The organism is Streptomyces sp. NPDC041200 (assembly GCF_055591805.1).
In genome coordinates, this window is sequence record NZ_JBVIZF010000013.1 from 57,414 (window position 1) to 82,564 (window position 25,151).

18 protein-coding genes and 1 pseudogene are annotated in these 25,151 nt (G+C 71.2%); 15 read left to right on the top strand and 4 right to left on the bottom strand.

The genetic code is table 11. The features are described 5' to 3' along the window. Positions 1-19: 19 nt before the first annotated feature. Together ACZ6CL_RS26100 and ACZ6CL_RS26105 are read left to right on the top strand one after the other, a co-directional pair. On the top strand, positions 20-706 hold the full coding sequence (locus ACZ6CL_RS26100) for a GNAT family N-acetyltransferase (protein ID WP_468939422.1): 687 nt from the start codon (positions 20-22) through the stop codon (positions 704-706). 167 nt (positions 707-873) lie between these two features. Further along, complete coding sequence (locus ACZ6CL_RS26105) at positions 874-2,874, top strand: ATP-dependent DNA helicase (RefSeq protein WP_468939424.1); 2,001 nt, start codon at positions 874-876, stop codon at positions 2,872-2,874. 114 nt (positions 2,875-2,988) lie between these two features. Here ACZ6CL_RS26105 and lexA read toward each other — a convergent pair whose 3' ends face one another. Further along, complete coding sequence (lexA, locus tag ACZ6CL_RS26110; protein WP_468939426.1) at positions 2,989-3,792, bottom strand: transcriptional repressor LexA; 804 nt, start codon at positions 3,790-3,792, stop codon at positions 2,989-2,991. A gap of 454 nt (positions 3,793-4,246) precedes the next feature. On the opposite strand from lexA, the gene nrdR reads away from it, so the two are divergent. The 4 genes and pseudogenes from nrdR to ACZ6CL_RS26130 all read left to right on the top strand — a co-directional run bounded on the left by nrdR (position 4,247) and on the right by ACZ6CL_RS26130 (position 10,014). Continuing rightward, positions 4,247-4,768 (top strand): transcriptional regulator NrdR, encoded by a 522-nt coding sequence (nrdR, locus tag ACZ6CL_RS26115; RefSeq protein WP_468939429.1) that lies wholly within the window; start codon positions 4,247-4,249, stop codon positions 4,766-4,768. Positions 4,769-4,883: 115 nt separating this feature from the next. After that, the gene (locus tag ACZ6CL_RS26120; RefSeq protein ID WP_468939431.1) at positions 4,884-7,748 is read left to right on the top strand and encodes a vitamin B12-dependent ribonucleotide reductase; all 2,865 of its coding nucleotides are present in this window, start codon (positions 4,884-4,886) and stop codon (positions 7,746-7,748) included. Positions 7,749-8,074: 326 nt separating this feature from the next. Further along, positions 8,075-9,271: pseudogene (locus ACZ6CL_RS26125) on the top strand (pyridoxal phosphate-dependent aminotransferase); the annotation flags it as partial. Between the two features lie 137 nt (positions 9,272-9,408). Then, entirely contained in the window at positions 9,409-10,014 is a 606-nt protein-coding gene (locus ACZ6CL_RS26130) for a YdbC family protein (RefSeq protein WP_468939434.1), read from the top strand. A 48-nt stretch (positions 10,015-10,062) separates the two neighbouring features. Here the strand turns inward: ACZ6CL_RS26130 and ACZ6CL_RS26135 are convergent, their stop codons facing one another. Then, entirely contained in the window at positions 10,063-10,722 is a 660-nt protein-coding gene (locus ACZ6CL_RS26135; protein WP_468939436.1) for a TetR/AcrR family transcriptional regulator, read from the bottom strand. Between the two features lie 109 nt (positions 10,723-10,831). Between ACZ6CL_RS26135 and ACZ6CL_RS26140 the strand changes: the two genes are divergently transcribed. The 4 genes from ACZ6CL_RS26140 (at position 10,832) to ACZ6CL_RS26155 (ending at position 14,012) form a co-directional block, all read left to right on the top strand. After that, positions 10,832-11,491: a histidine phosphatase family protein gene (locus ACZ6CL_RS26140; RefSeq protein ID WP_468939439.1), complete on the top strand. Its 660-nt coding sequence runs from the start codon at positions 10,832-10,834 to the stop codon at positions 11,489-11,491. An 11-nt stretch (positions 11,492-11,502) separates the two neighbouring features. Next, complete coding sequence (locus ACZ6CL_RS26145; protein ID WP_468939440.1) at positions 11,503-12,393, top strand: ADP-ribosylglycohydrolase family protein; 891 nt, start codon at positions 11,503-11,505, stop codon at positions 12,391-12,393. Between the two features lie 192 nt (positions 12,394-12,585). After that, positions 12,586-13,287, top strand: a complete 702-nt coding sequence (locus ACZ6CL_RS26150) for a ribonuclease HII (protein ID WP_468939443.1) — start codon at positions 12,586-12,588, stop codon at positions 13,285-13,287. A 68-nt stretch (positions 13,288-13,355) separates the two neighbouring features. Continuing rightward, positions 13,356-14,012, top strand: coding sequence for a hypothetical protein (locus ACZ6CL_RS26155; RefSeq protein ID WP_468939445.1), 657 nt, complete (start codon positions 13,356-13,358; stop codon positions 14,010-14,012). 80 nt (positions 14,013-14,092) lie between these two features. On the opposite strand, the gene ACZ6CL_RS26160 is transcribed toward ACZ6CL_RS26155, so the two are convergent. Next, on the bottom strand, positions 14,093-14,713 hold the full coding sequence (locus ACZ6CL_RS26160) for a hypothetical protein (RefSeq protein ID WP_468939447.1): 621 nt from the start codon (positions 14,711-14,713) through the stop codon (positions 14,093-14,095). Between the two features lie 219 nt (positions 14,714-14,932). Continuing rightward, positions 14,933-17,122 carry a DEAD/DEAH box helicase gene (locus ACZ6CL_RS26165; RefSeq protein ID WP_468939451.1) on the bottom strand — a complete coding sequence of 730 codons (2,190 nt, stop codon included), beginning with the start codon at positions 17,120-17,122 and terminating at the stop codon, positions 14,933-14,935. A gap of 110 nt (positions 17,123-17,232) precedes the next feature. On the opposite strand from ACZ6CL_RS26165, the gene ACZ6CL_RS26170 reads away from it, so the two are divergent. The 5 genes from ACZ6CL_RS26170 (at position 17,233) to ACZ6CL_RS26190 (ending at position 24,969) form a co-directional block, all read left to right on the top strand. Then, a complete protein-coding gene (locus ACZ6CL_RS26170; RefSeq protein ID WP_468939454.1) occupies positions 17,233-18,618 on the top strand; it encodes a DUF4192 domain-containing protein in 1,386 nt (461 codons plus the stop codon). A gap of 167 nt (positions 18,619-18,785) precedes the next feature. Next, positions 18,786-19,547: an NUDIX hydrolase gene (locus ACZ6CL_RS26175; RefSeq protein ID WP_468939457.1), complete on the top strand. Its 762-nt coding sequence runs from the start codon at positions 18,786-18,788 to the stop codon at positions 19,545-19,547. A gap of 130 nt (positions 19,548-19,677) precedes the next feature. Further along, complete coding sequence (locus ACZ6CL_RS26180; RefSeq protein WP_468939460.1) at positions 19,678-21,738, top strand: ATP-binding cassette domain-containing protein; 2,061 nt, start codon at positions 19,678-19,680, stop codon at positions 21,736-21,738. 208 nt (positions 21,739-21,946) lie between these two features. Continuing rightward, on the top strand, positions 21,947-22,897 hold the full coding sequence (locus ACZ6CL_RS26185; RefSeq protein ID WP_468939462.1) for a FadR/GntR family transcriptional regulator: 951 nt from the start codon (positions 21,947-21,949) through the stop codon (positions 22,895-22,897). A 500-nt stretch (positions 22,898-23,397) separates the two neighbouring features. Further along, the gene (locus ACZ6CL_RS26190; protein WP_468939465.1) at positions 23,398-24,969 is read left to right on the top strand and encodes an RNA polymerase sigma factor; all 1,572 of its coding nucleotides are present in this window, start codon (positions 23,398-23,400) and stop codon (positions 24,967-24,969) included. Positions 24,970-25,151: the final 182 nt, after the last annotated feature.

The window sequence follows — 25,151 nt, forward strand, 5'->3', positions numbered from 1 at the left end:
ATGAGAGGAGAGCGTCCCCGTGCCGCACTCCGACTCCAGCACCGACGACACCCTCGACATGCGGACGCGCCAGGAAGACGAGACCGCCCGAATTCCCGAGAGCCAGCTGACCGGCCCGGAGTTCGGCAGTCGCCCCGACCTGCTCGACCGCATCGCCGAATGGGGCCCCACGAGCACCCCGGCGGGCACCTTCCAGCTGGTCCCGGTCCGCGTCGGGCGCGATCTGCGGCTCATCGCCCGATGGATGAACGACCCGGCCGTGGCCGCCTTCTGGGAACTCGGCGGCCCCGACGACATCACGGCGAGCCATCTGGGCGGCCAGCTCGACGGTGACGGCCGCAGCGTGCCCTGCCTGGGAGTGCTGGACGGTGTCCCGATGAGCTACTGGGAGGTGTACCGCGCCGATCTCGACCCGCTCGCCCGGCACTACCCGGCCCGGCCGCACGACACCGGCGTCCACCTGCTCATCGGCCGGGTCGGCGACCGTGGCCAGGGCCTGGGCACGACCCTGCTCCGCGCGGCGGCCGACCTCGTACTCGAACACCGCCCGTCCTGCGCGCGGGTCGTGGCGGAACCCGATCTGCGCAACGCCCCCTCCGTCGCGGCTTTCCTCGGCGCCGGTTTCCGCTTCTCCGCCGAGGTGGACCTCCCCGGGAAACGCGCGGCACTGATGCTGCGCGACCGCGCCCTGCGCCACCTGCTGTGAGCCATCGTGACCCCCTGTGTTCCGCGACGGCCTCCGAGCGCCGCCTTTTCCTGTGATACACCGCTCGGCCCGTCCAGGTTCCGCCCATACCACGCGTTCCCTCCGCGGAGGGTGATGAGACCGTGGACGGGAGTGATGTCGGTGTCGCCGCGTAGGCTGACAGCCCTATGACTGACACGTCCTCGCCTCCGCTCGCAGACCTGCTGCACTCCGCCGTCAACGCCGTCGGCGGTACAGAACGCCCTGGCCAGACAGCGATGGCCGAAGCCGTGGCCGAGGCGATCGACGACAATTCCCATCTGCTGGTCCAGGCCGGTACCGGCACCGGAAAGTCGCTCGGCTATCTGGTGCCCGCCCTCGCCCACGGCGAGCGCGTCGTCATTGCCACGGCGACCCTCGCCCTGCAGCGCCAGCTCGTCGAGCGCGATCTGCCGCGTACCGTCGACGCCCTGCATCCGCTGCTGCGCCGTCGCCCCGAGTTCGCCATGCTCAAAGGGCGGTCCAACTACCTGTGCCTGCACCGCCTCCACGAAGGGGTACCGCAGGACGACGCCGACGAGGGCGGGCTGTTCGACCCCTTCGAGGCGGCCGCGCCCACCAGCAAGCTGGGCAAGGACCTGCTGCGGCTGCGTGACTGGTCCGACGATACGGAGACGGGCGACCGCGACGACCTGACCCCCGGCGTCTCCGACCGCGCCTGGTCCCAGGTGTCGGTCACCTCCCGCGAATGCCTCGGCGCGTCCAAGTGCGCCTACGGTGCCGAGTGCTTCGCCGAGGCCGCCCGCGAGCGCGCCAAGCTCGCCGATGTCGTCGTCACCAACCACGCGCTGCTCGCCATCGACGCCATCGAGGGCGCCCCGGTGTTGCCCAGCCACGAGGTGCTGATCGTCGACGAGGCGCATGAGCTGGTCTCCCGCGTCACCGGCGTCGCCAGCGGTGAGCTGACCCCCGGCCAGGTCAACCGCGCCGTGCGGCGCGCCGCCAAGCTGGTCAACGAGAAGGCGGCCGACGCGCTCCAGACCGCCTCGGAGACCTTCGAGCGGATCATGGAGCTGGCGCTGCCCGGCCGCCTCGAGACCATCCCCGAGGACCTGAGCTATGCCCTGATGGCGTTGCGTGACGCGGCCCGTACGGTGATCTCCGCGCTCGGCGCCACCCGTGATGCCTCGGTGCAGGACGAGGATGCCGTCCGCAAGCAGGCCCTGGGCGCGGTGGAGAACATCCACCAGGTGGCGGAGCGGATCGTGGAGGCCTCCGAGTTCGACGTGATCTGGTACGAGCGGCACGACCGCTTCGGTGCCTCGCTGCGCGTCGCCCCGCTGTCCGTGTCCGGTCTGCTGCGCGAGAAGCTGTTCGAGGACCGCTCGGTGATCCTCACCTCCGCCACCCTCAAGATCGGCGGGGACTTCAACGGGGTGGCCGCGTCGCTCGGCCTCGCTCCCGAGAGCCCGCAGGACCCCGAGGGCGGCGAGGACGCCGCTCCGCGCTGGCAGTCCCTCGACGTCGGCTCGCCCTTCGACTACGCGAAGCAGGGGATCCTCTACGTCGCCAAGCATCTCGCCCAGCCCGGCCGCGAGGGCAGCCGCGGCGACATGCTGGATGAGCTGACGGAGCTGGTGGAGGCCGCGGGCGGGCGCACGCTCGGGCTGTTCTCGTCCATGCGCGCCGCCCAGGCCGCCGCGGAAGACCTGCGAGGACGGCTCGACGTGCCCATCCTCCTCCAAGGCGAGGAGACCCTCGGCGAGCTGATTCGGGCCTTCGCCGCCGACGCCAGGACCTGCCTGTTCGGCACGCTGTCGCTGTGGCAGGGCGTGGATGTGCCGGGCCCGAGCTGTCAGTTGGTGGTCATGGACAGGGTGCCCTTTCCGCGCCCCGACGACCCGCTGATGAGCGCGCGGCAGAAGGCCGTGGAGGAGGCCGGTGGCAACGGCTTCATGGCGGTCGCGGCCACGCACGCCGCCCTCCTGATGGCGCAGGGCGCGGGGCGGCTCGTGCGAGCCTCCGGGGACCGCGGCATCGTCGCCGTTCTGGATCCCCGGGTCGAGCGGGCGCGCTACGGCTCGTTCCTGCGCAAGACCATGCCGGACTTCTGGTACACGACCGACCGCAACCAGGTGCGCCGCTCCCTGGCCGCGATCGACGCGGCGGCCAAGGCCGAGGGGGCGTAGCGCGCGAGGGCGGGCATTGGGCGGGGGCGGACATACAGCAGGGCCCCGGAACCGGCGCAGTGGTTCCGGGGCCCGGTCGTTGGGCACGCAGGAGGCGTGCCTCGGTCCGTCGGCTCAGACGCGTCGCAGCACCGCGACGACCTTGCCCAGAATGGTCGCCTCATCACCGGGGATCGGCTGGTACGCGGCGTTGTGCGGGAGCAGCCAGACATGGCCGTCCTCGCGCTTGAAGCGCTTCACCGTCGCCTCCCCGTCGAGCATCGCGGCGACGATGTCTCCGTTCTCGGCGACGGGCTGGCGGCGCACCGTGACCCAGTCCCCGTCGCAGATGGCGGCCTCGATCATGGAGTCGCCGACCACCTTCAGGACGAACAGCTCGCCGTCCCCGACCAGCTGGCGGGGGAGCGGGAAGACGTCTTCGACCGACTCCTCGGCGAGGATCGGCCCGCCTGCCGCGATCCGGCCCACCAGCGGGACGTAGGAGGCGGCGGGCTTGCCGGTGGTGTCCGTCGGCTGGGTGCTGGGCTGGTCCGAACCGCGGACCTCGTACGCCCGGGGCCGGTGGGGGTCACGCCGCAGGAAGCCCTTGCGCTCCAGGGCCATCAGCTGGTGGGCGACGGACGAGGTGCTGGAGAGGCCCACCGCCTGGCCGATCTCCCGCATGGACGGAGGGTAGCCGCGTCGCTGCACAGAGTCGCGGATGACTTCGATGACGCGACGCTGCCGGTCGGTCAGCCCTGAGCTGTCCGCCCGGATTCCTGGAGGTCGCCCGGGTAGTGATCGGGTCGCCTTCTGTTCCTCCGGGTTCGTGTTCGCGTCGTTGATCGCGTGCGTTTGATTCATCGCGTGCGTCTGTTCGAGTCGGCTCTGGGAGCGCTCCTGGGCGGTAACAGTGGCGCTCTCTGCGGTGGTGGTCACGACGGCCCCTCTCGAGATGTTCTCCCTAGTTGGACAACGGTAGTTGCTTTCGAAAGGTTGCGCCAAACACACGTTCGAGTGAAATATCCTAGATGAGCTGACGTGATCACAGGCTTGGGTGTATGAGGTGGTCCCGGTGCGGGGTGGCGAGTGCGTTTCTGCCCGGTCCGGCGGCGGGGCTCAGTCTTGCACCCCGGGTCCTGGGGAGCCGTGACCCGTGGGGTTCGCGTAGTCTCGTGCCTGCTCCCGAGCCATGACACGCCATCCGGTGCGGTTGGGTGCCAGACACCAGATCTAGTGGTTTGATGGATGTCAGCCACCCACAGCTTGTGGTCCCTGGTGATTCGTTGCCGAGATCTTCGCCTATGCTTGTGGTCGCTTCGACGGGCCTGCACGGCCGGTCGGGGCTTATCAGTCATGCGCCGTTCTTGAGGGTGAGGGAGGGTACGGAGCCATGCACTGCCCCTTCTGCAGGCACCCCGACAGCCGCGTCGTCGACAGTCGGACCACGGATGACGGCTGCTCGATCCGCAGGCGCCGCCAGTGCCCCGACTGTTCGCGTCGCTTCACGACCGTGGAGACCGCGTCACTGATGGTGATCAAGCGGAGCGGGGTCACCGAGCCCTTCAGCCGCGACAAGGTCATCTCCGGGGTCCGCAAGGCGTGCCAGGGTCGTCCCGTCACCGAGGACGCCCTCGCCAAGCTCGGTCAGCGCGTGGAGGAGGCCGTACGGGCCACCGGAAGCGCTGAGCTGTCCACCCATGACGTGGGGCTCGCCATACTCGGTCCGCTCCAGGAGCTGGACCTCGTCGCCTACCTCCGCTTCGCGTCCGTCTACCGCGCCTTCGACTCGCTCGAGGATTTCGAGGCCGCGGTCGCGGAGCTGCGTGACCAGCAACGGCCTCCCGCGCGCGACCGCGGGCCCGGCGCCGACGGGGCCGAGGAGGCCCCCGCGCCCGTCACCGCCGCCGACTGACCGGCGGCCGAAGACCTGCCCGGGGCGCATCGCGCATCCGGGTGAAAGACAAGAGACACCGTGCCCGGGAAGAAATGGGCACATCAGGGCGTTTTCGCCCGTACAGGGAGGCGGAATGACAGAGACGGCGAGCGGCCCCGCACGAGGCTCCCGCTCCAAGGGAAGCAAGAACAAGGGTCTGCGTATCGAGCGCGTCCACACCACCCCCGGCGTGCACCCGTACGACGAGGTGGTCTGGGAGCGTCGTGACGTCGTCATGACCAACTGGCGTGACGGGTCGGTCAACTTCGAGCAGCGCGGCGTGGAGTTCCCCGACTCCTGGTCGGTCAACGCGGTCAACATCGTCACGAGCAAGTACTTCCGCGGCGCGGTCGGCTCCCCGGAGCGCGAGGCGAGCCTGAGGCAGCTCATCGACCGAGTGGTGGGCACCTACCGCAAGTCCGGCGAGGCCAACGGCTACTTCGCCTCCCCCGCGGACGCCGAGATCTTCGACCACGAGCTGACGTACGCGCTGCTCCACCAGGTCTTCAGCTTCAACTCGCCCGTGTGGTTCAACGTCGGCACCAAGCAGCCGCAGCAGGTCAGCGCCTGCTTCATCCTCTCCGTGGACGACTCCATGGAGTCGATCCTGGACTGGTACAAGGAAGAGGGGATGATCTTCAAGGGCGGCTCCGGCGCCGGCCTGAACCTCTCCCGCATCCGCTCCTCCAAGGAGCTGCTCTCCTCCGGCGGCAACGCCTCCGGGCCCGTCTCCTTCATGCGCGGCGCCGATGCCTCCGCCGGAACGATCAAGTCGGGCGGTGCGACCCGCCGGGCCGCCAAGATGGTCGTGCTCGACGTCGACCACCCGGACGTCGAGGCGTTCATCGAGACCAAGGTCAAGGAAGAGGAGAAGGTCCGCGCCCTGCGCGACGCGGGCTTCGACATGGACCTGGGCGGCGACGACATCACGTCCGTCCAGTACCAGAACGCCAACAACTCGGTCCGGGTGAACGACACGTTCATGAAGGCCGTGGAGTCCGGCTCGCAATTCGGTCTGCGCAGCCGCCTGAGCGGTGAGCCCATCGAAGAGGTCGACGCCAAGTCCCTCTTCCGGAAGATGGCCGAGGCGGCCTGGGCCTGCGCCGACCCGGGCATCCAGTACGACGACACGATCAACCACTGGCACACCTCGCCGGAGTCGGGCCGGATCACCGCCTCCAACCCGTGCAGCGAGTACATGCACCTGGACAACTCCTCGTGCAACCTGGCCTCGCTCAACCTCATGAAGTTCCTGGAGGACGACGGCTCCGGCAACCAGCGCTTCGATGCCGAGCGCTTCGCCAAGGTCGTCGAGCTGGTCATCACCGCGATGGACATCTCCATCTGCTTCGCGGACTTCCCGACCGAGAAGATCGGTGAGACGACCCGCGCCTTCCGCCAGCTGGGCATCGGCTACGCCAACCTCGGCGCCCTGCTGATGGCCACCGGTCACGCCTACGACAGCGACGGCGGCCGGGGCCTGGCCGGAGCCATCACCTCCCTGATGACCGGCACCTCGTACAAGCGCTCCGCCGAGCTGGCGGCCGTCGTCGGCCCGTACGACGGCTACGCCCGCAACGCGGACGCCCACAACCGCGTCATGAAGCAGCACTCGGACGCCAACGCCATCGCCAAGCGCGTGGACGACCTGGACACCCCGGTCTGGGCGGCGGCCACCGAGGCATGGCAGGACGTGCTGCGCCTCGGTGAGAAGAGCGGCTTCCGCAACGCCCAGGCCTCGGTGCTCGCCCCCACCGGCACCATCGGCCTGATGATGGACTGCGACACCACGGGCGTCGAGCCGGACCTGGCCCTGGTGAAGTTCAAGAAGCTGGTCGGCGGCGGCTCGATGCAGATCGTGAACAACACGGTCCCCAAGGCGCTCAAGCGGCTCGGCTACCAGCCGGAGCAGGTCGAGGCGATCGTCGCCCACATCGCCGACCACGGCAATGTGATCGACGCGCCGGGGCTGAAGCCCGAGCACTACGAGGTCTTCGACTGCGCGATGGGCGAGCGCTCCATCTCGCCGATGGGCCATGTGCGGATGATGGCCGCTGCCCAGCCGTTCCTGTCCGGTGCGATCTCCAAGACGGTCAACATGTCGGAGACGGCCACCGTCGAGGAGATCGAGGAGATCTACTTCGAGGGCTGGAAGCTGGGCCTCAAGGCGCTGGCGATCTACCGCGACAACTGCAAGGTCGGCCAGCCGCTCTCCGCCAAGAAGAAGGAGGAGAAGGCGGCTGAGCAGGCCGAGCCGGAGGTCGAGAAGGTCGTCGAGTACCGCCCGGTCCGCAAGCGCCTGCCCAAGGGCCGTCCCGGCATCACCACCTCCTTCACGGTCGGCGGCGCCGAGGGCTACATGACGGCGAACTCCTACCCGGACGACGGGCTCGGCGAGGTCTTCCTGAAGATGTCCAAGCAGGGCTCGACCCTCGCGGGCATGATGGACGCCTTCTCCATCGCCGTCTCGGTCGGCCTCCAGTACGGGGTGCCCCTGGAGACGTACGTCTCGAAGTTCACCAACATGCGCTTCGAGCCGGCCGGAATGACGGACGACCCGGACGTGCGGATGGCCCAGTCGATCGTCGACTACATCTTCCGTCGGCTGGCGCTGGACTTCCTGCCCTTCGAGACCCGGTCGGCGCTCGGCATCCACTCCGCGGAGGAGCGCCAGCGTCACCTGGAGACGGGTTCGTACGAGGCCTCCGAGGACGACGTCGATGTCGAGGGCCTGGCCCAGTCGGCGCCGCGTCGCGTGGAGGCCCCGAAGGCCACCACGGCCGTGTCCCAGTCCGAGACGTCCGCCCCGAAGGAGGCCCACAGCTCGACCGAGCTGGTCGAGATCCAGCTGGGCATGAACGCGGACGCACCGCTGTGCTTCTCCTGCGGCACCAAGATGCGCCGCGCGGGCAGCTGCTACCTGTGCGAGGGCTGCGGCTCTACGAGCGGCTGCAGCTGATCGTCCGCCCTGGCGGGTGACCTCTGATGCGGGGCGTGGCCTTCGGGCCGCGCCCCGCACGCGTGGGCGGGGGCGGTCAGAAGTCGAGGGGGGACTGTAGCGGTTCCCGTGTCTCCTGTCACTCGACTTCTCACACGCACCATGAAATTCGGCAACGCCCCGACTGGCGGTGGCTCGTGCGCCACGCTCTGTGCAGCGGAGTCGAACGTCGTGCGCAGCACGGCCCATGTGACCGAGGAGGTCTTGCTGTGACTGTCGCCGCCATCGGCAACACGGGTAATGCCGCACAGCTTTTCCGGGGCACCAACCACAGTCCGTCGTACTTCATGCTGAATCGCGCGGGGGTAGCGGGCGGCGGACAGGACATCGTGGATTTCTGCATCCCCTGTAATCCCTACTTCCCCACCCCCGGCATGTTCGACGAGCTGTCGGCCATGCTGCGCGACATTCTCACCTATTACCCCAGCTCCGCCGATACGATCACAGCCGAACTGGCGCATCTGCTCGATCTCCAGCCACAGACCATGGCCATGGGCAACGGCTCGACGGAACTCATCACCTGGATCGACCATTTGCTGGTCAAGGACAGCCTGGCCGTGCCCATTCCCACCTTCGGCCGGTGGACGGACCAGCCGGACGAAACCGGCAAGCGCGTGGACATGTTCCGGCTGCCGGAACGGCACGGCTTCGCCCTCGATCCCGATGCCTTCGTGTCGTTCATTCGGCAGCGGGGGTCACGCACCGCCGTCATCTGCAATCCCAACAATCCCGACGGCGGCCTCCTCTCCCGTGACGCCGTCATATCGTTCATGGACTCTCTCGCGGACCTCGATCTGGTCGTCATCGACGAGTCCTTCCTGGAGTTCGTCGACCCTGAATCCGGTCCGTGGCCGAGCGTCGTCGACGAGGCCGTGGTGCGTCCGAATGTCGTCGTCCTGCGCAGCCTGGGAAAGAACTTCGGCCTGCACGGCGTGCGCTTCGGCTACCTGGTGGCGAACCCCTCGCTCGCCCGGAAGGTCCGCTCCAGGCTGCCGAAGTGGAACCTCAATTCCTTCGCCGAGATCATCGTCTTCATGCTCAAGGACCACCAGCAGGATTACGAGATGAGTCTGCGGATGCTCGCCCGCGACCGGCAGGAAATGATGTCGCAGCTGGGATGTCTGCCGGGAATGACCGTCTTCCCCTCGCAGGGCAACTTCGTGTTCGTCAAACTGCCGGAGGGGGCGGACGGCGTCCAGGTTCGGGACCGGCTGCTGTCCGAGCACGGCGTGCTGGTGCGCGAGTGCGGCAACAAGCTCGGCAGCAGCAGCCAGTTCATGCGGCTGGTGGTGCGATCGGAACCCGATGTGCAACGGCTGTTGTCCGGGCTCAGCAGCGTCCTGTACGGAAGCGCCTGGTACGCGCCACTGCCCGGAGGGCAGCAGCTGCAGACGGCGTACGCGCCGACTCCGGGTATGCGGCTGTCGGGCCCCGGCAGCGGCATGCAGGGCGCCGGGGCGGGGCTTCCGGGGCCGGGGACGGGGCGCAGGCGGCGCTGACCGGGGCCCTGCGGGAGAGGCTGGTGTGCTCTCCGTCGCGGCGCCCTGTGTCCACCTCCAAGGCGCGGGGTGGACCGATTCCTGTGTGATGCGGGCCACCGCCGGGGCCGTAGGATGGCGCGGTGCTGGTCAAGTGGATTCGCTGCACCGTGGTGGACCGCCCGGGGTTCGAGCGGGGACAGCGGAAGTGGGCGGGGATGCCCGGTGAGCCGGGATTCCGGGGGCAGGGCGGTGGTTGGAGTCGGGGAAGGCCGAACGTGGCGCACATCTTCACGTTCTGGGAGAGCCGGGCGTTCTACGACTCCTTCATGGCGCGGTCGCACAATCGGTTGGCGGCCGCGCAGACGGGCACGTACCGGAACATGCAAGTCCGGCTTTTTGAGCATCGCTTCGATGTGAAGGTCGGCTTCCAGCCCCGGTTCACCGACGCCGACGTGCTGCGGGTCGCGCACTGCCGTGTGCACGCGGACCGGGTGGAGCACTTCACGCTGGTGCAGGAGAAGGTGTGGAATCCGGCGATGGCCGGGTCGCCCGGCATGCTGCGCGGAGTTTTCGGCGAGGCACCGGGAAACGAGTTCCTCGTGCTGTCGATGTGGGACTCGGCCGCCGAACACGGCAAGTACCGGGTGGAGCGGGTGGAGCGGCTGGGGCTGCGCGCCCAGACGGAGGCGGACGTGGCCGCGATAGCCGGGGACGTGGTGGGCGTCGAGTCCGCCTGGACGGTCTGACGGCGCGACCGCGCCCGGCGCGGCTTTCCGGAGGCAGGTACCCGATCGTCACCCGGCCGGGAGATATGCCCCGGCCCGGACGGCGGCGGCGACGGCTGCCGCCGACTGGTCGGCGAGCGGTCCATCGATGGGTTCACGGGTGATCAGCGCCCGGAAGAACAGCGGAGCTGACACCGCCCGCACGACCGCCGCGGCGTCGGTACCGGCGGGTGCCTCGCCCCGGTCGACCGCCCGGGCCACCACGGATTCACACCGGGCGAACCGCTCGGCATAGAAGTCACGGAGCGCCTCCGCCGCGCGCCGGGAATGGAACGCGGCGGCGACGAAGGCGGTCGGCGCGGCCGCGGCAGGCGCGTCGCCGAAGGTCTCGGTCACCTCGCGGGCCAGGGCCCGCAGATCGCCGTCGAGACTGCCGGTGTCGGGGGGCGTCCAGGAATCCTCCCCGGCGAGCTGGAGCGCGTCGGCCACCAGCCCCTCGACGCCGCCCCAGCGCCGGTAGACCGTCGTCTTGTGGACGCCGGAGCGTTCGGCGACGTACTCGACTGTCAGGCCCGGGTAACCGTGCTCGGCGAGGCCGGTGAGCACGGCGTCGCGGACCGCGTCGCGGGTGCGCGCGGTGCGCCCGCCGGGGCGGACGGTGCCCGGGGTGTGGGCTGCACTCTCCGGCAATTGCAACTCCTGTCGCCTTAGCGGGTTTCCTGCTGTCATTCCGAGGGTAATGCGACTGTGGTTGTGTTTACAGGCTGGATCGGGCTGTCGAGGGCGGCGGAACGGGGGAGCGAGGCGCTCGTCGCACGCCCGATCTAGGGTGGGCGGCATGGCACGACCCCGGCGCATCATCCTCATACGGCACGGAGAATCAGAGGGGAATGCCGATGACTCGGTGTACGAACGCGTGCCCGACCATGCCCTGAAGCTGACCGAGACCGGGCGGCGGCAGGCACAGGAGGCGGGCGTCCGGCTGCGTGCCACCTTCGAGGAGGAGCGCGTATCGGTCTATGTGTCGCCGTACCGGCGGACCCATCAGACCCTCGAACTGCTCGGCCTCGACCCGTCCCGCACCCGGGTCCGGGAGGAGCCGCGGCTGCGCGAGCAGGACTGGGGAAACTGGCAGGACCGCGAGGACGTACGGAAGCAGAAGGCGTACCGCGACGCCTACGGGCACTTCTTCTACCGCTTCGCGCAGGGCGAGTCCGGGGCGGACGTCTATGACCGGGTGGACGCGTTCCTGGAGAGCCTGTGGCGCAGCTTCGAGGACCCGGCGCATCCGCCGAACGTCCTGCTGGTCACCCATGGGCTGACCATGAGGCTGTTCTGCATGCGCTGGCTGCACTGGAGCGTCGCCGAATTCGAGTCACTGTCCAACCCGGACAACGCCGAGACGCGGATGCTGCTGCTGGGCTCCGACGGCCGCTACCACCTCGACCGCCCCTTCGAGCGCTGGTGTACTCCCGAGCCCTACGGGCTCACCGGTTAGAGTGCGCAGCGATGACCGCTGACCGTTGCCACCGGGCTCTGGCGAGCCTGCGCGGGCTGTCCGTGGGCGATGCCCTCGGCTCCCAGTTCTTCGTCCCCGCCAACTATCCCTTCCTCAAGCGCCGCGAACTGCCGCCCGCCCCCTGGCAGTGGACCGACGACACCGAGATGGGCTGCTCCGTGCTGGCCGTCCTGGCCGGGTACGGCCGGATCGACCAGGACGCTCTCGCCCGGTCGTTCGCCGTGCGCCATGACTTCGACCGGGGGTACGGCCCCGCCGTGAACCGGATGCTCCGGCTGGTCAGGGAGGGCGGCGACTGGCGCGATCTGGCCGCCGGACTGTTCCAGGGCCAGGGCTCATGGGGTAACGGCGCCGCCATGCGGATCGCTCCGCTGGGCGCCTGGTACGCGGGCGACGTGGAGCAGGCGACGCATCAGGCGGAGATCTCCGCGTACACCACGCACCAGCACCGGGAGGCCGTGGCGGGGGCGATGGCGGTGGCCGCCGCGGCAGCCGTCGTGGCCGATCCGGCGGGCCACGGCGGGCCGGAGGCCCTGCTGGACCGGGTGGTCGAGGCCGTCCCGCGCAGCGCCGTACAGGCGGGGCTGCGGCGCGCCCGCGACATGCTGGACTACGCGGACGCCGGTACCGTCGCCGCGGTGCTGGGGTGCGGCCGCCGCACCAGCGCCCACGACACCGTGCCCTTCGCGCTGTGGGCCGCGGCCCGGCACCTGGACTCCTTCCAGGACGCGTTCTGGACCACCGCGCAGGCCGGTGGGGACGTGGACACCACCTGTGCGATCGCCGGCGGGGTGGTCGCGTCCGGTTCCCGTGGCGCACCGCCTCGCGCATGGCAGGAGCACACGGAGCCGCTCCCGGCCTGGGTCCCGTCCGCGGACTGACGAACGGCACCTGCGTCGTCCCAGCTCACGACCGTGTTCGCCGCGACGCCGAACTGCCCACGTGCCGTGCCGGGTTGGCCACGGAGGGCCGTCGGAGCCGTCCGTGGCAGGGCCCGTTCCGGCGGCCCGGGGGCGTAGCGCCTGATCCGGGTTACACGGCGCCCGGGTGAGCGGCGTAATGTTGTCCTCGCCATGGCCTACCAACCGCCCACCCACAGTGTCGAGCGCTCGCTCCGCGCCACGACAGGAGCCAAGATCGTCGTCGGTGTCGACGAGGTCGGGCGAGGGGCTTGGGCAGGCCCGGTGACGGTCTGCGCGGCGGTTACCGGTCTGCGGCGCCCGCCGACCGGGCTCACGGACTCCAAGCTGCTGAGCCCCAAGAGGCGCACGGAGCTGGCGCACGCATTGGAGTCGTGGGTCACCGCGCACGCCCTGGGTCACTCCTCACCCGAGGAGATCGACGATCTGGGGATGACGGCCGCCCTCCGGCTCGCCGCGACCCGGGCTCTCGACGGGCTGCCCGTCCGTCCGGACGCGGTGATCCTCGATGGCAAGCACGACTACCTCGGCGCTCCGTGGAGGGTCCGCACGGTCATCAAGGGCGATCAGTCCTGTGTGGCCGTCGCTGCCGCCTCCGTGATCGCCAAGGTGCGGCGGGACGCGTTGATGGCCGAACTGGGAGACGCGCACGCGGACTTCCGGTTCGGGGACAACGCCGGATATCCGTCACCCGTGCACCGCGCCGCCCTGCGGGAACAGGGGCCCACGCCCCACCACCGGCTGTCCTGGGCCTACCTGGACGGGCTGCCCCGCTGGCGGCATCTCAAGCGTGTGCGCACGACACCTGGACCGGTCGAGCTGGAGGTCGGCGGCCAACTCGGCTTCGACTTCTGAGCAGACTGGCCGGTCCAAACCGCCACCCGCTGGTGCGACTCGCACCGACGTTTGATAGACATCAGCCCATGCCTCTCATCCCCGAGGAGCCTCAGATTCACGAGAGTGTCCCGGGTCCTCGCGCGACACCGGCCGCAGGCCGCACCGCGCCGACCCCTCGTCCTGTCCCTGGTCCCGGCCCCCGGCCCGCCCCGCGGCGACCCGGTAGCCCCGGCCCGAACCGTGGTCCCGCCGGGGCCTCGTCGGCACCGTCGCAGCGCACCACGAGCGACGCGGCGAAGCCCGCGCCGACCGCACCGGCGGCCTCGGCCGCCAAGACCGCTCCCGCCTCGACGGCCGCGCCCCAGATCCAGCTGATCCCCGCCCCGGTGGACGGCGCCCTGGACGCGGCGGACGAGGCGGTCGACCTGCTGTTGGACTCCGGCCGGGCGCCAGGCGACATCCTGGTGCTGACCACCGGGGGCCAGCATCCGTGGGCGGCACACGAGTTGTCCTTCGGCGAGGCGTCCTACTGGGCGCAGCACGACGCCGGTGACGACGTCTTCTACGCCGCTGCGGAGGCCGACCGCGCCAAGGGCCGTTCGGTCGTGGTCGTCGCCGTCAACGGCGGGTCGGACGATGCCGTGGCCGGGGCGCTGCCCCAGGCGATGAGCCGTGCCTCGGCGCTGCTGATCGTCTGCGGTGACCCGCAGCGCATCAACACCCTCATGACCGCGGGCGTCTGATTCCGCACTTCCCGTACGCCCGGTGCCCGGCAGCCCCTGACGCGCGTCAAGGAGCTGTCCGGCGTCCGGACGGCCGGCGGTCACACGGCCGCTGAGCGGCGCAGCACCTCGTGTGCCCTGCCCAGGGGCCGCGGCAGGGGCGCCGCGTCGCCCTCGGGCGCGGGAGCGATCTCCAGCGCGGTCCGGAGCGAAGCGGAGTGCGGCCGACGGCCGCCCCGCCCCTCTCCCAAGACCTGCCAGCCCTCCCGGGTCAGCGTGATGTACGCACCACAGCGCAGCCCGTGCAGGGTGCAGGCATCCCGCAGCCCCCACATCCAGGCACCGTCCTCCTCCGTCCACCGGCTCTCACCCTCGCGGCAGTAGAGCAGCACGGCGGTGCGGACCGGCGAGCGGCGCCGCAGATCGTGCGGGATCACCCGGCGCAACCGCGCCAGGAGCGCGTTGCGGAACTCCCATCCGTCGGGGGCGGCGGAGCCGTGCTGGCTGAACGAGGCGCTTGCCGTGAGGCGTTCCTCCGGGTCGAGGACCGCGACGACGGCCGTCGAGGGAGTCGGCAGATGGCGGCTGTGCAGCCCGAGAACGACCTCACGCGGATTGCGCAGCAGCGGAATGCCCGCGGCGGCCCATTCGGCGGGTTCGAGCATCCGGCCCAGCCGGACAGCGGGGTCGGCGGACGGTGGCGGAGCGAAGCCGAAGGTCACAGTCCTCCCTTCGTCTGCGCGCCCATGGTCCGTGCGAGGGTCGGGCGCGGGCGCACACCACGACACGGCCCCGTCAGGACCATGAGAGGACCGGCGCGGGGAGCTTCTGACAATTCTTGCGGGAAGCGCTCGCGTGCGGCAATGAGCAGGTGCCACACCCGGCCGGTTTGAGGCGATGTGCCTCCAATATTCCTCACTCTCGCCCGGCCACGGCCGTGTTCACCCCTGCACGGCGAGGACCAGCGGAAACACCGCGGCCGCGCCGGCCCGGCGGAGCAGCCGGGCCGCGACGGCCAGCGTCCAGCCGGTGTCTGCCAGGTCATCGACGAGCAGGACCGGGCCACCGGCCTCGGCGAGGGACTCCGCCAGTACGGGCGGCACGGTCAGGGCTCCGTGCAGAGCCCGCAACCGCTGCGCGCTGTTGGTGCGCGGTACGCGGGTGTCCGCCTCGGCGCCGTTATAGGAGACGGTGCCCAGCAGGGGCATCCGGCCGACGGCGGCGATCCGCTCGGCGAGACTCTGGATGAGCTGGGGCCGGGTGTGCGAGGCGACCGCGACCACACCCACCGGACGGGCCGGTGCGTCCGGGGCGCCCGATGCCCATCCGCCGGGGCCCTTGGCCCAGTCCGCGAGGACGGTCACCACCGCACTCGCCACATCGTCGGGAACCGGGGTGTCCGCGGCCTGCGGTGCGAGCAGCGGACGCAGCCGGTTTCCCCAGCCGATGTCGGAGAGGCGGCCGAGTGCCCGGCCGGTCGCGGCCTGCTCGCCCGCCGGAATGCGCCCCTTGAGATCGACGCCGACCGCGGGCAGACCGGTCGGCCACATGCGGCGCGGCTCCACCTCCACACCGGGCCGACCCAGCTCACCGCGCGCCGCGTCGAGGGAGGCGTCGGACACCTCGGTGGTGAACCTGGCCCCCGCGCAGTTGTCACAGCGACCGCAGGGCGCCGCCTTCTCGTCGTCCAGCTGCTGCCGCAGGAACTCCATCCGGCACGCGGCCGTCGAGGCGTAGTCGCGCATCGCCTGCTGCTCCGCCTCGCGCTGGCGCGCCACCCACGCATACCGCTCGGCGTCGTAGGTCCAGGGCCGGCCGGTGGCCGTCCAGCCGCCGCGCACCCGCCGCACCGCTCCGTCCACGTCGAGCACCTTGAGCATCGTCTCCAGACGCGACCGCCGCAGCTCGACCTGCGGCTCCAGCGCGGGCAGGGACACCGGCCGGTCCGCCGCCGCCAGGACGTCGAGCGTGCGGCGCACCTGCTCCTCGGGCGGGAAGGCGAGCGAGGCGAAATAGCGCCAGATCGCCTCGTCCTCGCGGCCCGGTAGCAGCAGCACCTCGGCGTGCTCCACACCGCGCCCGGCGCGGCCGACCTGCTGGTAGTAGGCGATGGGGGAGGAGGGCGAGCCGAGGTGCACCACAAAACCGAGGTCCGGCTTGTCGAAGCCCATGCCCAGCGCCGAGGTGGCGACCAGCGCCTTCACCCGGTTCGCCAGGAGGTCCTCCTCGGCCTGCTGGCGGTCCGCGTTTTCCGTCTTGCCGGTGTAGGAGGCGACGGTGTGGCCGCGCTGCCGCAGAAACGCGGTCACCTCCTCGGCCGCGGCGACGGTGAGGGTGTAGACGATCCCGGAGCCCGGCAGCTCATGGAGGTGGTCGGCGAGCCAGGCGAGCCGGTGCGCGGCATCCGGCAGCGGCAGCACGCCCAGGCTCAGGCTCTCCCTGTCCAGCGGCCCGCGCAGCACCAGCGCCCGCGCGCTCCCCTCGTCGTCGCCCGGCTTCTCGCGTCCGCCCGTGCCCAGCTGCTCGGCCACATCAGCCGTCACCCGGGCGTTGGCCGTCGCCGTCGTGGCCAGCACGGGCACGCCTTGGGGGAGGTCGGCCAGCATCGTGCGCAGCCTGCGGTAATCCGGACGGAAGTCATGGCCCCAGTCGGAGATGCAGTGTGCCTCGTCGACGACCAGCAGCCCGGTGGCGGCGGCGAGCTGGGGCAGCACCTGATCGCGGAAATCGGGGTTGTTGAGCCGCTCGGGGCTCACCAGCAGCACATCCACCTCGCCCGCGGCCACCTCCGCCTGGATGGTGTCCCACTCCTCGGCGTTCGCGGAGTTGATGGTGCGGGCCCGGATACCGGCCCGCGCCGCGGCCTCGACCTGGTTGCGCATCAGCGCCAGCAGCGGGGAGACGATCACGGTCGGGCCGCTGCCGCGCTCGCGCAGCAGCGCGGTGGCGACGAAATACACCGCGGACTTGCCCCAGCCGGTGCGCTGGACGACCAGCGCCCGGCGGCGGTCGGCGACCAGCGCCTCGATGGCTCGCCATTGATCCTCCCGCAGCCGCGCGGAGCCGGTGGTGTCCCCGACGAGGCGGGCCAGGACGCGGTCGGCCGAGATGCGCAGGTCTTCGTCGCTCATGCCTCCATGCAACCCGATCCCACCGACAACGCGCGAACGGGGCCCGCAGCCTGTGGATAACGTTATCCACAGGGCTGGCGCAGCCGACGAGGCTGAGGGACCGTCTGGTCATGACTCGAGACAACGACACGGCCGGCCTGTCCGGCCAGGAGCAGGTCACCCTCCGCAGCCCCGCCGAGCTCGCCGACGCCCTGCCGTATGTGCTGGGCTTCCATCCCGACGACAGCGTCGTGATGATCGCGTTGCACGGACCGCGCGGCCGGTTCGGCGGCAGACTCCGGCTCGGCATCCCCCGCGTCCGCGAGGAGTGGCCCGAGGTGTGCGATCAGCTCGCCGAGTGCCTGATCGGGGGCAGCGAGCGGCGCGGCGACCGGCCCGATGGGATCGTGCTGTTCCTGTGCCAGGAGCCTGCCGAGGGCGAGTCCGGGCGGGAGGTGATGGAGCGGCTGCGACCCCTCGCTCAGCGCCTGCGCACCGCGTGCGGCGGCTTCGAGGTGCCGGTCTTCGAAGCACTGTGCATTTCCGACGGCCGGTTCTGGTCGTATGTCTGCCCCGACCGGCGCTGTTGTCCGCCGGAGGGGGTGCCGCTCGCCCTGCCCGGCACCTCGGTGATGGCCGCGGCGGCGACCTTCGCGGGGGTGCATGTGCGCGGTTCGCTGCGCGAGATGGAGGCCAGGCTCGCGCCGTTCACCGGGGCCCGCGCCGAGGGACAGGAGCGGGCGCTGGACACGGCGGGGAGCCGGCTCGTACCGAAAATCCTGGGAGGTGTGGACGGTGCCGCCGTGCGGGAGGAGACCTTGGGTCTCGCGCGCCGGATGCTGGACCGCCTGCGCGGCGCGCCGCCGATCGCCGATCCGGGCGCGGCCGATGTCCGCGACGACGGCCTGCTGGACGTGGAGGAAGCCGCCTCGGTGATCATCGGGCTGCAGGACCGGGTGGCGCGTGACCGGGCCGCCCAGTGGATGGAGGGGCCGGACGCCGAGGCGGCGCTGCGGCTGTGGCGCGCGCTGGCCCGCCGCTGTGTCGGCTCGTACGGGGAGCACGCCGCGGCGCCGCTCACCCTCGCGGGCTGGGTCGCCTGGTCATCCGGGGACGAGCCCTCGGCCCGGGTCGCGCTCGGCCGGGCGCTGCGGGTCGATCCGCACTACCTCTTCGCCAAGCTGCTCCATCAGGCGTGCAACGAGGGGCTCGATCCCGAGCTGTTGCGGCAGTGTCTGCGCCGGGACGGTGCGGATCACGCGGTCCACGCCGCGGTGCACGAGGAGCTGCGGCGTCTCGAGAGCGCGGCCGCCGAGACGGCCCCGGAGCCCGCGGGGGCCGAGCCGGAGGCGGACGGCGGAGGGCCTCCGGAGCGGACCGGGCGGCGGTGGCCCGGTCGCACCACCGGCCCCGGTGGCCCGACCGGACCGGGCGCGTCCGGTGCCAGGCGCCGGCCGGAGGGCAGGGCGCGGACCCGGCGCAGGACGGGCGGGCGCGGCACGCGCAGCCGCCGCTGACCAGGGCGGCGCCGGACGGACCGTCAGGAACGCCTCGGATGTGATCGCCCCATACGGAAGGAGGTGCGAGGGCCGAACGGGAAAACGCCTGGGAGAGCGGTTTCGGGAACATTGCCGATCATGCTCAACGGCCTGATTATCGTCAGGCAGACGACTATGATCGACTCATGCCCTACGACCCATCGGCCTTCCCGGCTTTCGCCGTCACCGTGGATCTGGTCGTGCTCACCGTGCGGCGGCACGCGCTCTGTGCGTTGGCCGTGCGCCGCGGCGAGCCGCCCTTCAAGGGGCGATGGGCGCTGCCCGGCGGTTTCGTACGCGCCGATGAGGACCTCACCGCCGCCGCGGCCCGGGAGCTGGCCGAGGAGACCGGGCTGCTCGCCCATGACCCGGCGCTCCCGGTCCCGCCGAACGCGGCCCACCTCGAACAGCTCGCCACCTATGGCGACCCGAAGCGGGATCCCCGGATGCGAGTGGTCAGCGTCGCGCATCTGGCGCTGGCTCCCGACCTGCCCGCACCCCGGCCCGGGGGCGACGCCCACAGTGTCCGCTGGGCCCCGGTCGAGTCGCTGCTCGACCAGGAAGGGGCCTTCAGCCGGGACGCGGACCTGGCCGCCCCGCTCGCCTTCGATCACGCCCGCATCCTGGCGGACGGTGTCGAGCGTGCCCGTTCCAAGATCGAGTACTCCTCGCTCGCCACCGCCTTCTGTCCCCAGGAGTTCACGGTCGGCGAGCTGCGCCGGGTGTACGAGGCGGTGTGGGGCGTGGCCCTCGACCCGCGGAACTTCCACCGCAAGGTCACCGGAACCCCGGGGTTCCTGGTGCCCACCGGGGGCACGACGACCCGTCAGGGCGGGCGACCCGCTCAGCTCTTCCGGGCCGGGGGCGCCACGCTGCTCAATCCGCCCATGCTGCGTCCCGAGGTGTGACGGCCTGTGACACGACGACTCGTCAGGGGGTGTATGTGCCGACGAAATAGGACATAGCGGGTTACCGTGCTCCGGTACGTCACCAGTCCCCACGTGCCACCGAGCGGTTCCATGCCCCGCGGGAGAAGCCATGATCCAGGCCACCGGACTGACCAGCGCCCGCCGCCGCAACCACGCGCCCGCCATCGACGACCTCACCTTCGAGGCCCCACCGGGCCGGGTCACCGCCCTGCTCGGCAGCCCGGGCGCCGGGAAGACCAGCACCTTGCGGCTGCTGCTGCAGCTCGACCGGGGTCACGGCTCCGTGTTCTTCCGGGGCCGCCCCCTGCACCGCATCCGGCGCCCGGCCCGTGAGATCGGCGTCCTCCTCGACGATGTCCCGGGCCATCCGGGACGCACCGTGCGGGGCCATCTGAGAATGCTCGGTGCCGCCGCCGGGGTGCCCGCCGCCCGCGCCGATGTCGTCCTCGACGTCGTCGGCCTCACCGACCTGGCCGACGAGCGCCTCGGCGACCTGGCCCTCGGGATGGAGCGCCGCCTCGGCATCGCCACCGCGCTGCTCGGAGATCCGCACACCCTGATGCTCGACGAACCGGCCCGGGGTCTGTCGGCCCGTGAGACCGACTGGCTCAACGGACTGCTGCGCGGATTCGCCGAACAGGGCGGGGCCGTGCTGATCACCGCCGAGGACGCCGAAGGGGTCACCCGGGTCGCGGACCGCGTCCTCACCCTGGAATCGGGTCGGCTGGTGGCCGATCAGGCGGTCGACGAGTTCGCCCGTACCCGGCTGCGTCCTCGCATCGTCGTCCGCTCGCCACTCGCCGGACGGCTGGCCGCCGTCCTGGAGGAGGAGGCGCACGCCCTCCGGGAGACGGCGGAGGCCGAGCGGCGGGCGGAGCGCGCGGCGGTGGCCGAAGCGGCGGCTCGCGCCGACGCGGAAGAGGCCGCGGCCGAGGTTGAGGGCAAGGCCGGAATCAAGGCCAAGGCCAAGGTGAAGGCCAGGATCGGCGGTCTGGGCCGGGCCAAGGACACGGTGAAGGCCGAAGGTGACTCCGCGCCCACGGGGGTGAGCGTTCCCGAGGTGGATGCCGAGTCCGCCACGGTCCCCGTCCCCGCCTCTGTGCCTGTTCCGGCGCCCGCCGCCGCGGCCCCCGCGAGTGCCGTGGCGGCCGACGGGGAGCCCGAGGCCGAGGAGGAGGTGATCGCCGACCCGTTCTCCGTGGTGCGGGACGACGAAACCCGTATCTCCGTCTACGGCCTCCCCGGCGCCTCCGTCGGCGAGGCCGCCTACCGCCACGGCATCGTGGTGCACCGGCTGGTCGAGGAGGCCGCCGACCTGGGGCCCGCGACCCCCGCGGGAGCCCGCGCCCGTGACCCCGAGGCCTCGGCACCCCGGGTGCTCCCCAGGCTCCGGCTCCCCGGCCCCGCCTGGCCGATGCGCTACGAACTGCGCCGCGCCACCGGGGTGCGGAGCGGCTGGCTGATCGGTGCCGCGGCGCTCGCCATCTCGCTCCTCGCCTCCGTGCTCCTCGCACGTGAGGGCGGTGCCGGGGAGCTGCACCGGCTCACCGGCTGGCCCGCCGACCTCCCGCTGCCGCCCATCGCGATCGCCGCCGGGCTGCTGGGTGCCCTCGCTTTCGGTGACGAGTTCCGCTATCCGGCGCTGGCTCCAGCCCGGGACGCCGTACCGCACCAGATCGGTCTGCTGGCGGCCAAGTTCGTCGTCTGCGCGGTCGGTGCCACGCTGCTGTCGCTCGGCGCCATCGTCCTCGACAGCGCGGCACTGCTGCTGCTCGTCGGCGGGGACGCGGTGCCGCTTCCGAGCGACTGGCCGGTGCTCATGGCGAGCGTTTTCGGCCTCACCATCGGCTGCTCATGGGCCGGACTTCTCGCCGCGGGCGTCTTCCGGTCCACCGCGCTCGGGCTGGCCACGCTCCTCGCGGTGCCGATCCTGGCGGTACCCGTGGTCCGGCGCGCGATGGCCGAGCCGTCGCTGCACGCGCTCGTCGCGCTGCCGCACCGGCTGCGCGCCGTGGCGCTGGACCGTCCGCCGTCCGTGCTCAACCGGGGCGTGGCGGCCGTGCTGCGGCTCGCTGGCCAGCCCGTGGGACAGGCCCTGATGCTGTCGGTGGCGGTGCTGCTGTTCGCCTACGCCCTCACCGGGCTGCGCGGCAGAAGAGCCCGCCAGTAGGCGGCCACGCCGCGGACCGGAACGCAGGGGCCGGTCCGCGGCAGGTGGTCGCGGCGGGTGGTCGCGGCGGTGCCCCGGCGGCACCCGGAGGCGGCTCGGGAGTGGTTGTGCGGATGCGGCTCATGGAGTGGTCGCGACTTCGGTGAAGGGTGCTGCTTTCTGTCCGAATCAGCGTCAATTGTGAGGTAATGGGCGATCACCCTTTCGTGTGCTTTTCACCAAAGACCTCAAGGGCCTCCGGAGCGTCGCCGACAAAGGATGCGTGAGTACCCTTGCGCACACCACCATGACCGCGGCTCGCCCCGCCGACTCCGGCCTCGCCGGCTCGGGCGAGCTTGACCGCTACTCCTACGCCGACGCCCCCGGCGCCGACCGCGGCAGCGCCCCCTCCTGGGACGGCGCGGACGCGGAGATCGGCCGGGTGGGCCGTCGCACGGCCGGCAACCGGGGCCGCGGGCTGCACGGCCAACTCGTTCAGCAGCTCGGCCAGATGATCGTCTCCGGTGACCTGGGCGCGGACCGCCCCCTGGTCCCGGAGGAGATCGGCCAGCGCTTCGAGGTCTCCCGCACCGTCGTCCGGGAATCGCTGCGTGTCCTCGAGGCCAAGGGCCTGGTCAGCGCCCGCCCCAACGTCGGCACCCGGGTCCGTCCGGTCAGTGACTGGAACCTGCTGGATCCGGACATCATCGAGTGGCGCGCCTTCGGGCCACAGCGGGACGACCAGCGCCGCGAGCTGTGCGAGCTGCGCTGGACGATCGAGCCGCTCGCGGCGCGCCTCGCCGCGGGGCACGGCCGCGAAGACGTGCAGCAGCGGCTGGCCGACATGGCCGAGATCATGGGGCACTCGCTGACCCAGGGCGACACCCTCACCTTCTCCCGCGCCGACGCCGAGTTCCACACCCTGCTGCTCCAGGTCGGGGGCAACCGGATGCTGGAGCACCTGGCGGGCATCGTCGCCGCCGCGCTCCACGTCTCCGGGGCCCCGGCCAGTGGCTGCGACCGGCTCACCGAGGCGAGTGTCGGCCACCACCGCCGGATCGTCGAGGCGGTCGGGTCGGGCGACGCCGCGGCGGCCGAAGGAGCGATGCGCCAGCTCCTCACCGTCCACCCGGACCTCGATCACGCCGAGGTCGGGGTGCCCGCGCCGCGCGAGCACTGACCCGGCCCCGCCTGTCGGCGCCCGGCGCGTACGGCGTCGGAGCGCACGGCGCCCGGGGCGTACGGCGTATGGCAAGCCGCGGGCGGCGGGCCGCCGACGGCGGCCCACGGCGTACGGAGCGGCGTCGCCGGATCCCGCCCGCGGGTTCGGCGGCGCGGCGCGGAAAACGTGACGGCGCGGGACGTGACATGAGACGCAGTTGGGCGGACCGGGAGAGCTGCCCGGGAGCCAGCGCGTGATCGACTCGGAGTTATCTGTCCCGTTGGGTGGGTATTAACACCGATATGTGGTGTGACTCGGGCCACGACGATTGGGCGTAACGCTCTTTGGGGCAGCGCGATGATTAAAGAGGTGGCAGCCGCGGAGGGAATACGGATGTCGGTCGCGACGCTGTAGTCCTCCGCACTCCGCCCGCGCGCCGTCGGTTCATCCCTGCCGACGGTCGTCGGCTCCGGTCCACAGCGGACGGGGCCGGAAGCCGTTTCCAACGTTCCGAGAGGTTGTTCGTGTCGGCCAGCACATCCCGTACGCTCCCGCCGGAGATCGCCGAATCCGAGTCTGTCATGGCGCTCATCGAGCGGGGAAAGGCTGAGGGGCAGATCGCCGGCGATGACGTGCGTCGGGCCTTCGAGGCTGACCAGATTCCGCCAACCCAGTGGAAGAACGTTCTGCGCAGCCTCAACCAGATCCTCGACGAGGAGGGTGTGACGCTGATGGTCAGTGCCGCAGAGGCGCCCAAGCGCACCCGCAAGAGCGTCGCAGCGAAGAGCCCGGCAAAGCGCACCGCCACCAAGACCGTCGCGGCCAAGACGGTTGCCGCCAAGAAGGCCCCCGCCGCTCCGGCCGCTCCCGCGACCGCCGCGGGCGGCCCGGCCGAGGACGCCTCGGCGGCGCCCGCGAAGAAGGCCGCCGCCAAGAAGACCACCGCCAAGAAGGCGGCGGTGAAGAAGACGACCGCGACCAAGAAGACGGTCGCGAAGAAGACGACCGCCAAGAAGGACGTCACTGACGAGATCCTCGAGGCCGAGGACGTCATCGAGGAGGTGCCGGCGCCGGGCAAGCCGACCCCCGAGGGTGCCGAGCCCGAGCCGGAGAACGCGGGCTTCGTGCTCTCCGACGAGGACGAGGACGACGCCCCGGCGCAGCAGGTCGCCGCGGCCGGTGCCACCGCCGACCCGGTCAAGGACTACCTGAAGCAGATCGGTAAGGTCCCGCTGCTCAACGCCGAGCAGGAGGTCGAGCTCGCGAAGCGGATCGAGGCCGGTCTGTTCGCCGAGGACAAGCTCGCCAACTCCGACAAGCTCGCTCCCAAGCTCAAGCGCGAGCTGGAGATCATCGCCGAGGACGGCCGCCGCGCCAAGAACCACCTCCTGGAGGCCAACCTCCGTCTGGTGGTCTCCCTGGCCAAGCGCTACACCGGCCGCGGCATGCTCTTCCTGGACCTGATCCAGGAGGGCAACCTGGGTCTGATCCGCGCCGTCGAGAAGTTCGACTACACCAAGGGCTACAAGTTCTCGACGTACGCCACCTGGTGGATCCGCCAGGCGATCACGCGCGCCATGGCCGACCAGGCCCGCACCATCCGTATCCCGGTGCACATGGTCGAGGTCATCAACAAGCTCGCGCGGGTGCAGCGTCAGATGCTCCAGGACCTGGGCCGTGAGCCCACCCCGGAGGAGCTGGCCAAGGAGCTGGACATGACCCCTGAAAAGGTCATCGAGGTCCAGAAGTACGGCCGTGAGCCGATCTCCCTGCACACCCCGCTGGGGGAGGACGGCGACAGCGAGTTCGGTGACCTCATCGAGGACTCCGAGGCCGTCGTCCCGGCCGACGCCGTGAGCTTCACCCTGCTCCAGGAGCAGCTGCACTCGGTGCTCGACACGCTCAGCGAGCGCGAGGCGGGCGTGGTGTCCATGCGCTTCGGCCTCACCGACGGTCAGCCGAAGACGCTCGACGAGATCGGCAAGGTCTATGGCGTGACGCGTGAGCGCATCCGCCAGATCGAGTCCAAGACCATGTCGAAGCTGCGCCACCCGTCCCGCTCCCAGGTCCTCCGGGACTACCTGGACTAAGACGGGCCGCCACCGCAGCGCACAGCGCCGCACTAAGGCCGGGTCTCTCTTCGGAGGGCCCGGCCTTCGCGCTGTCCGAGTGCTGCCCGGGTGCTGTCCGAGTGCTGCCCTGGAGCTGCTCGGGCGCTGCCGTGGAGTGAACCACCCGGTTGGCCGAGGGCGGGGCCGCCCCGGTTGGACCA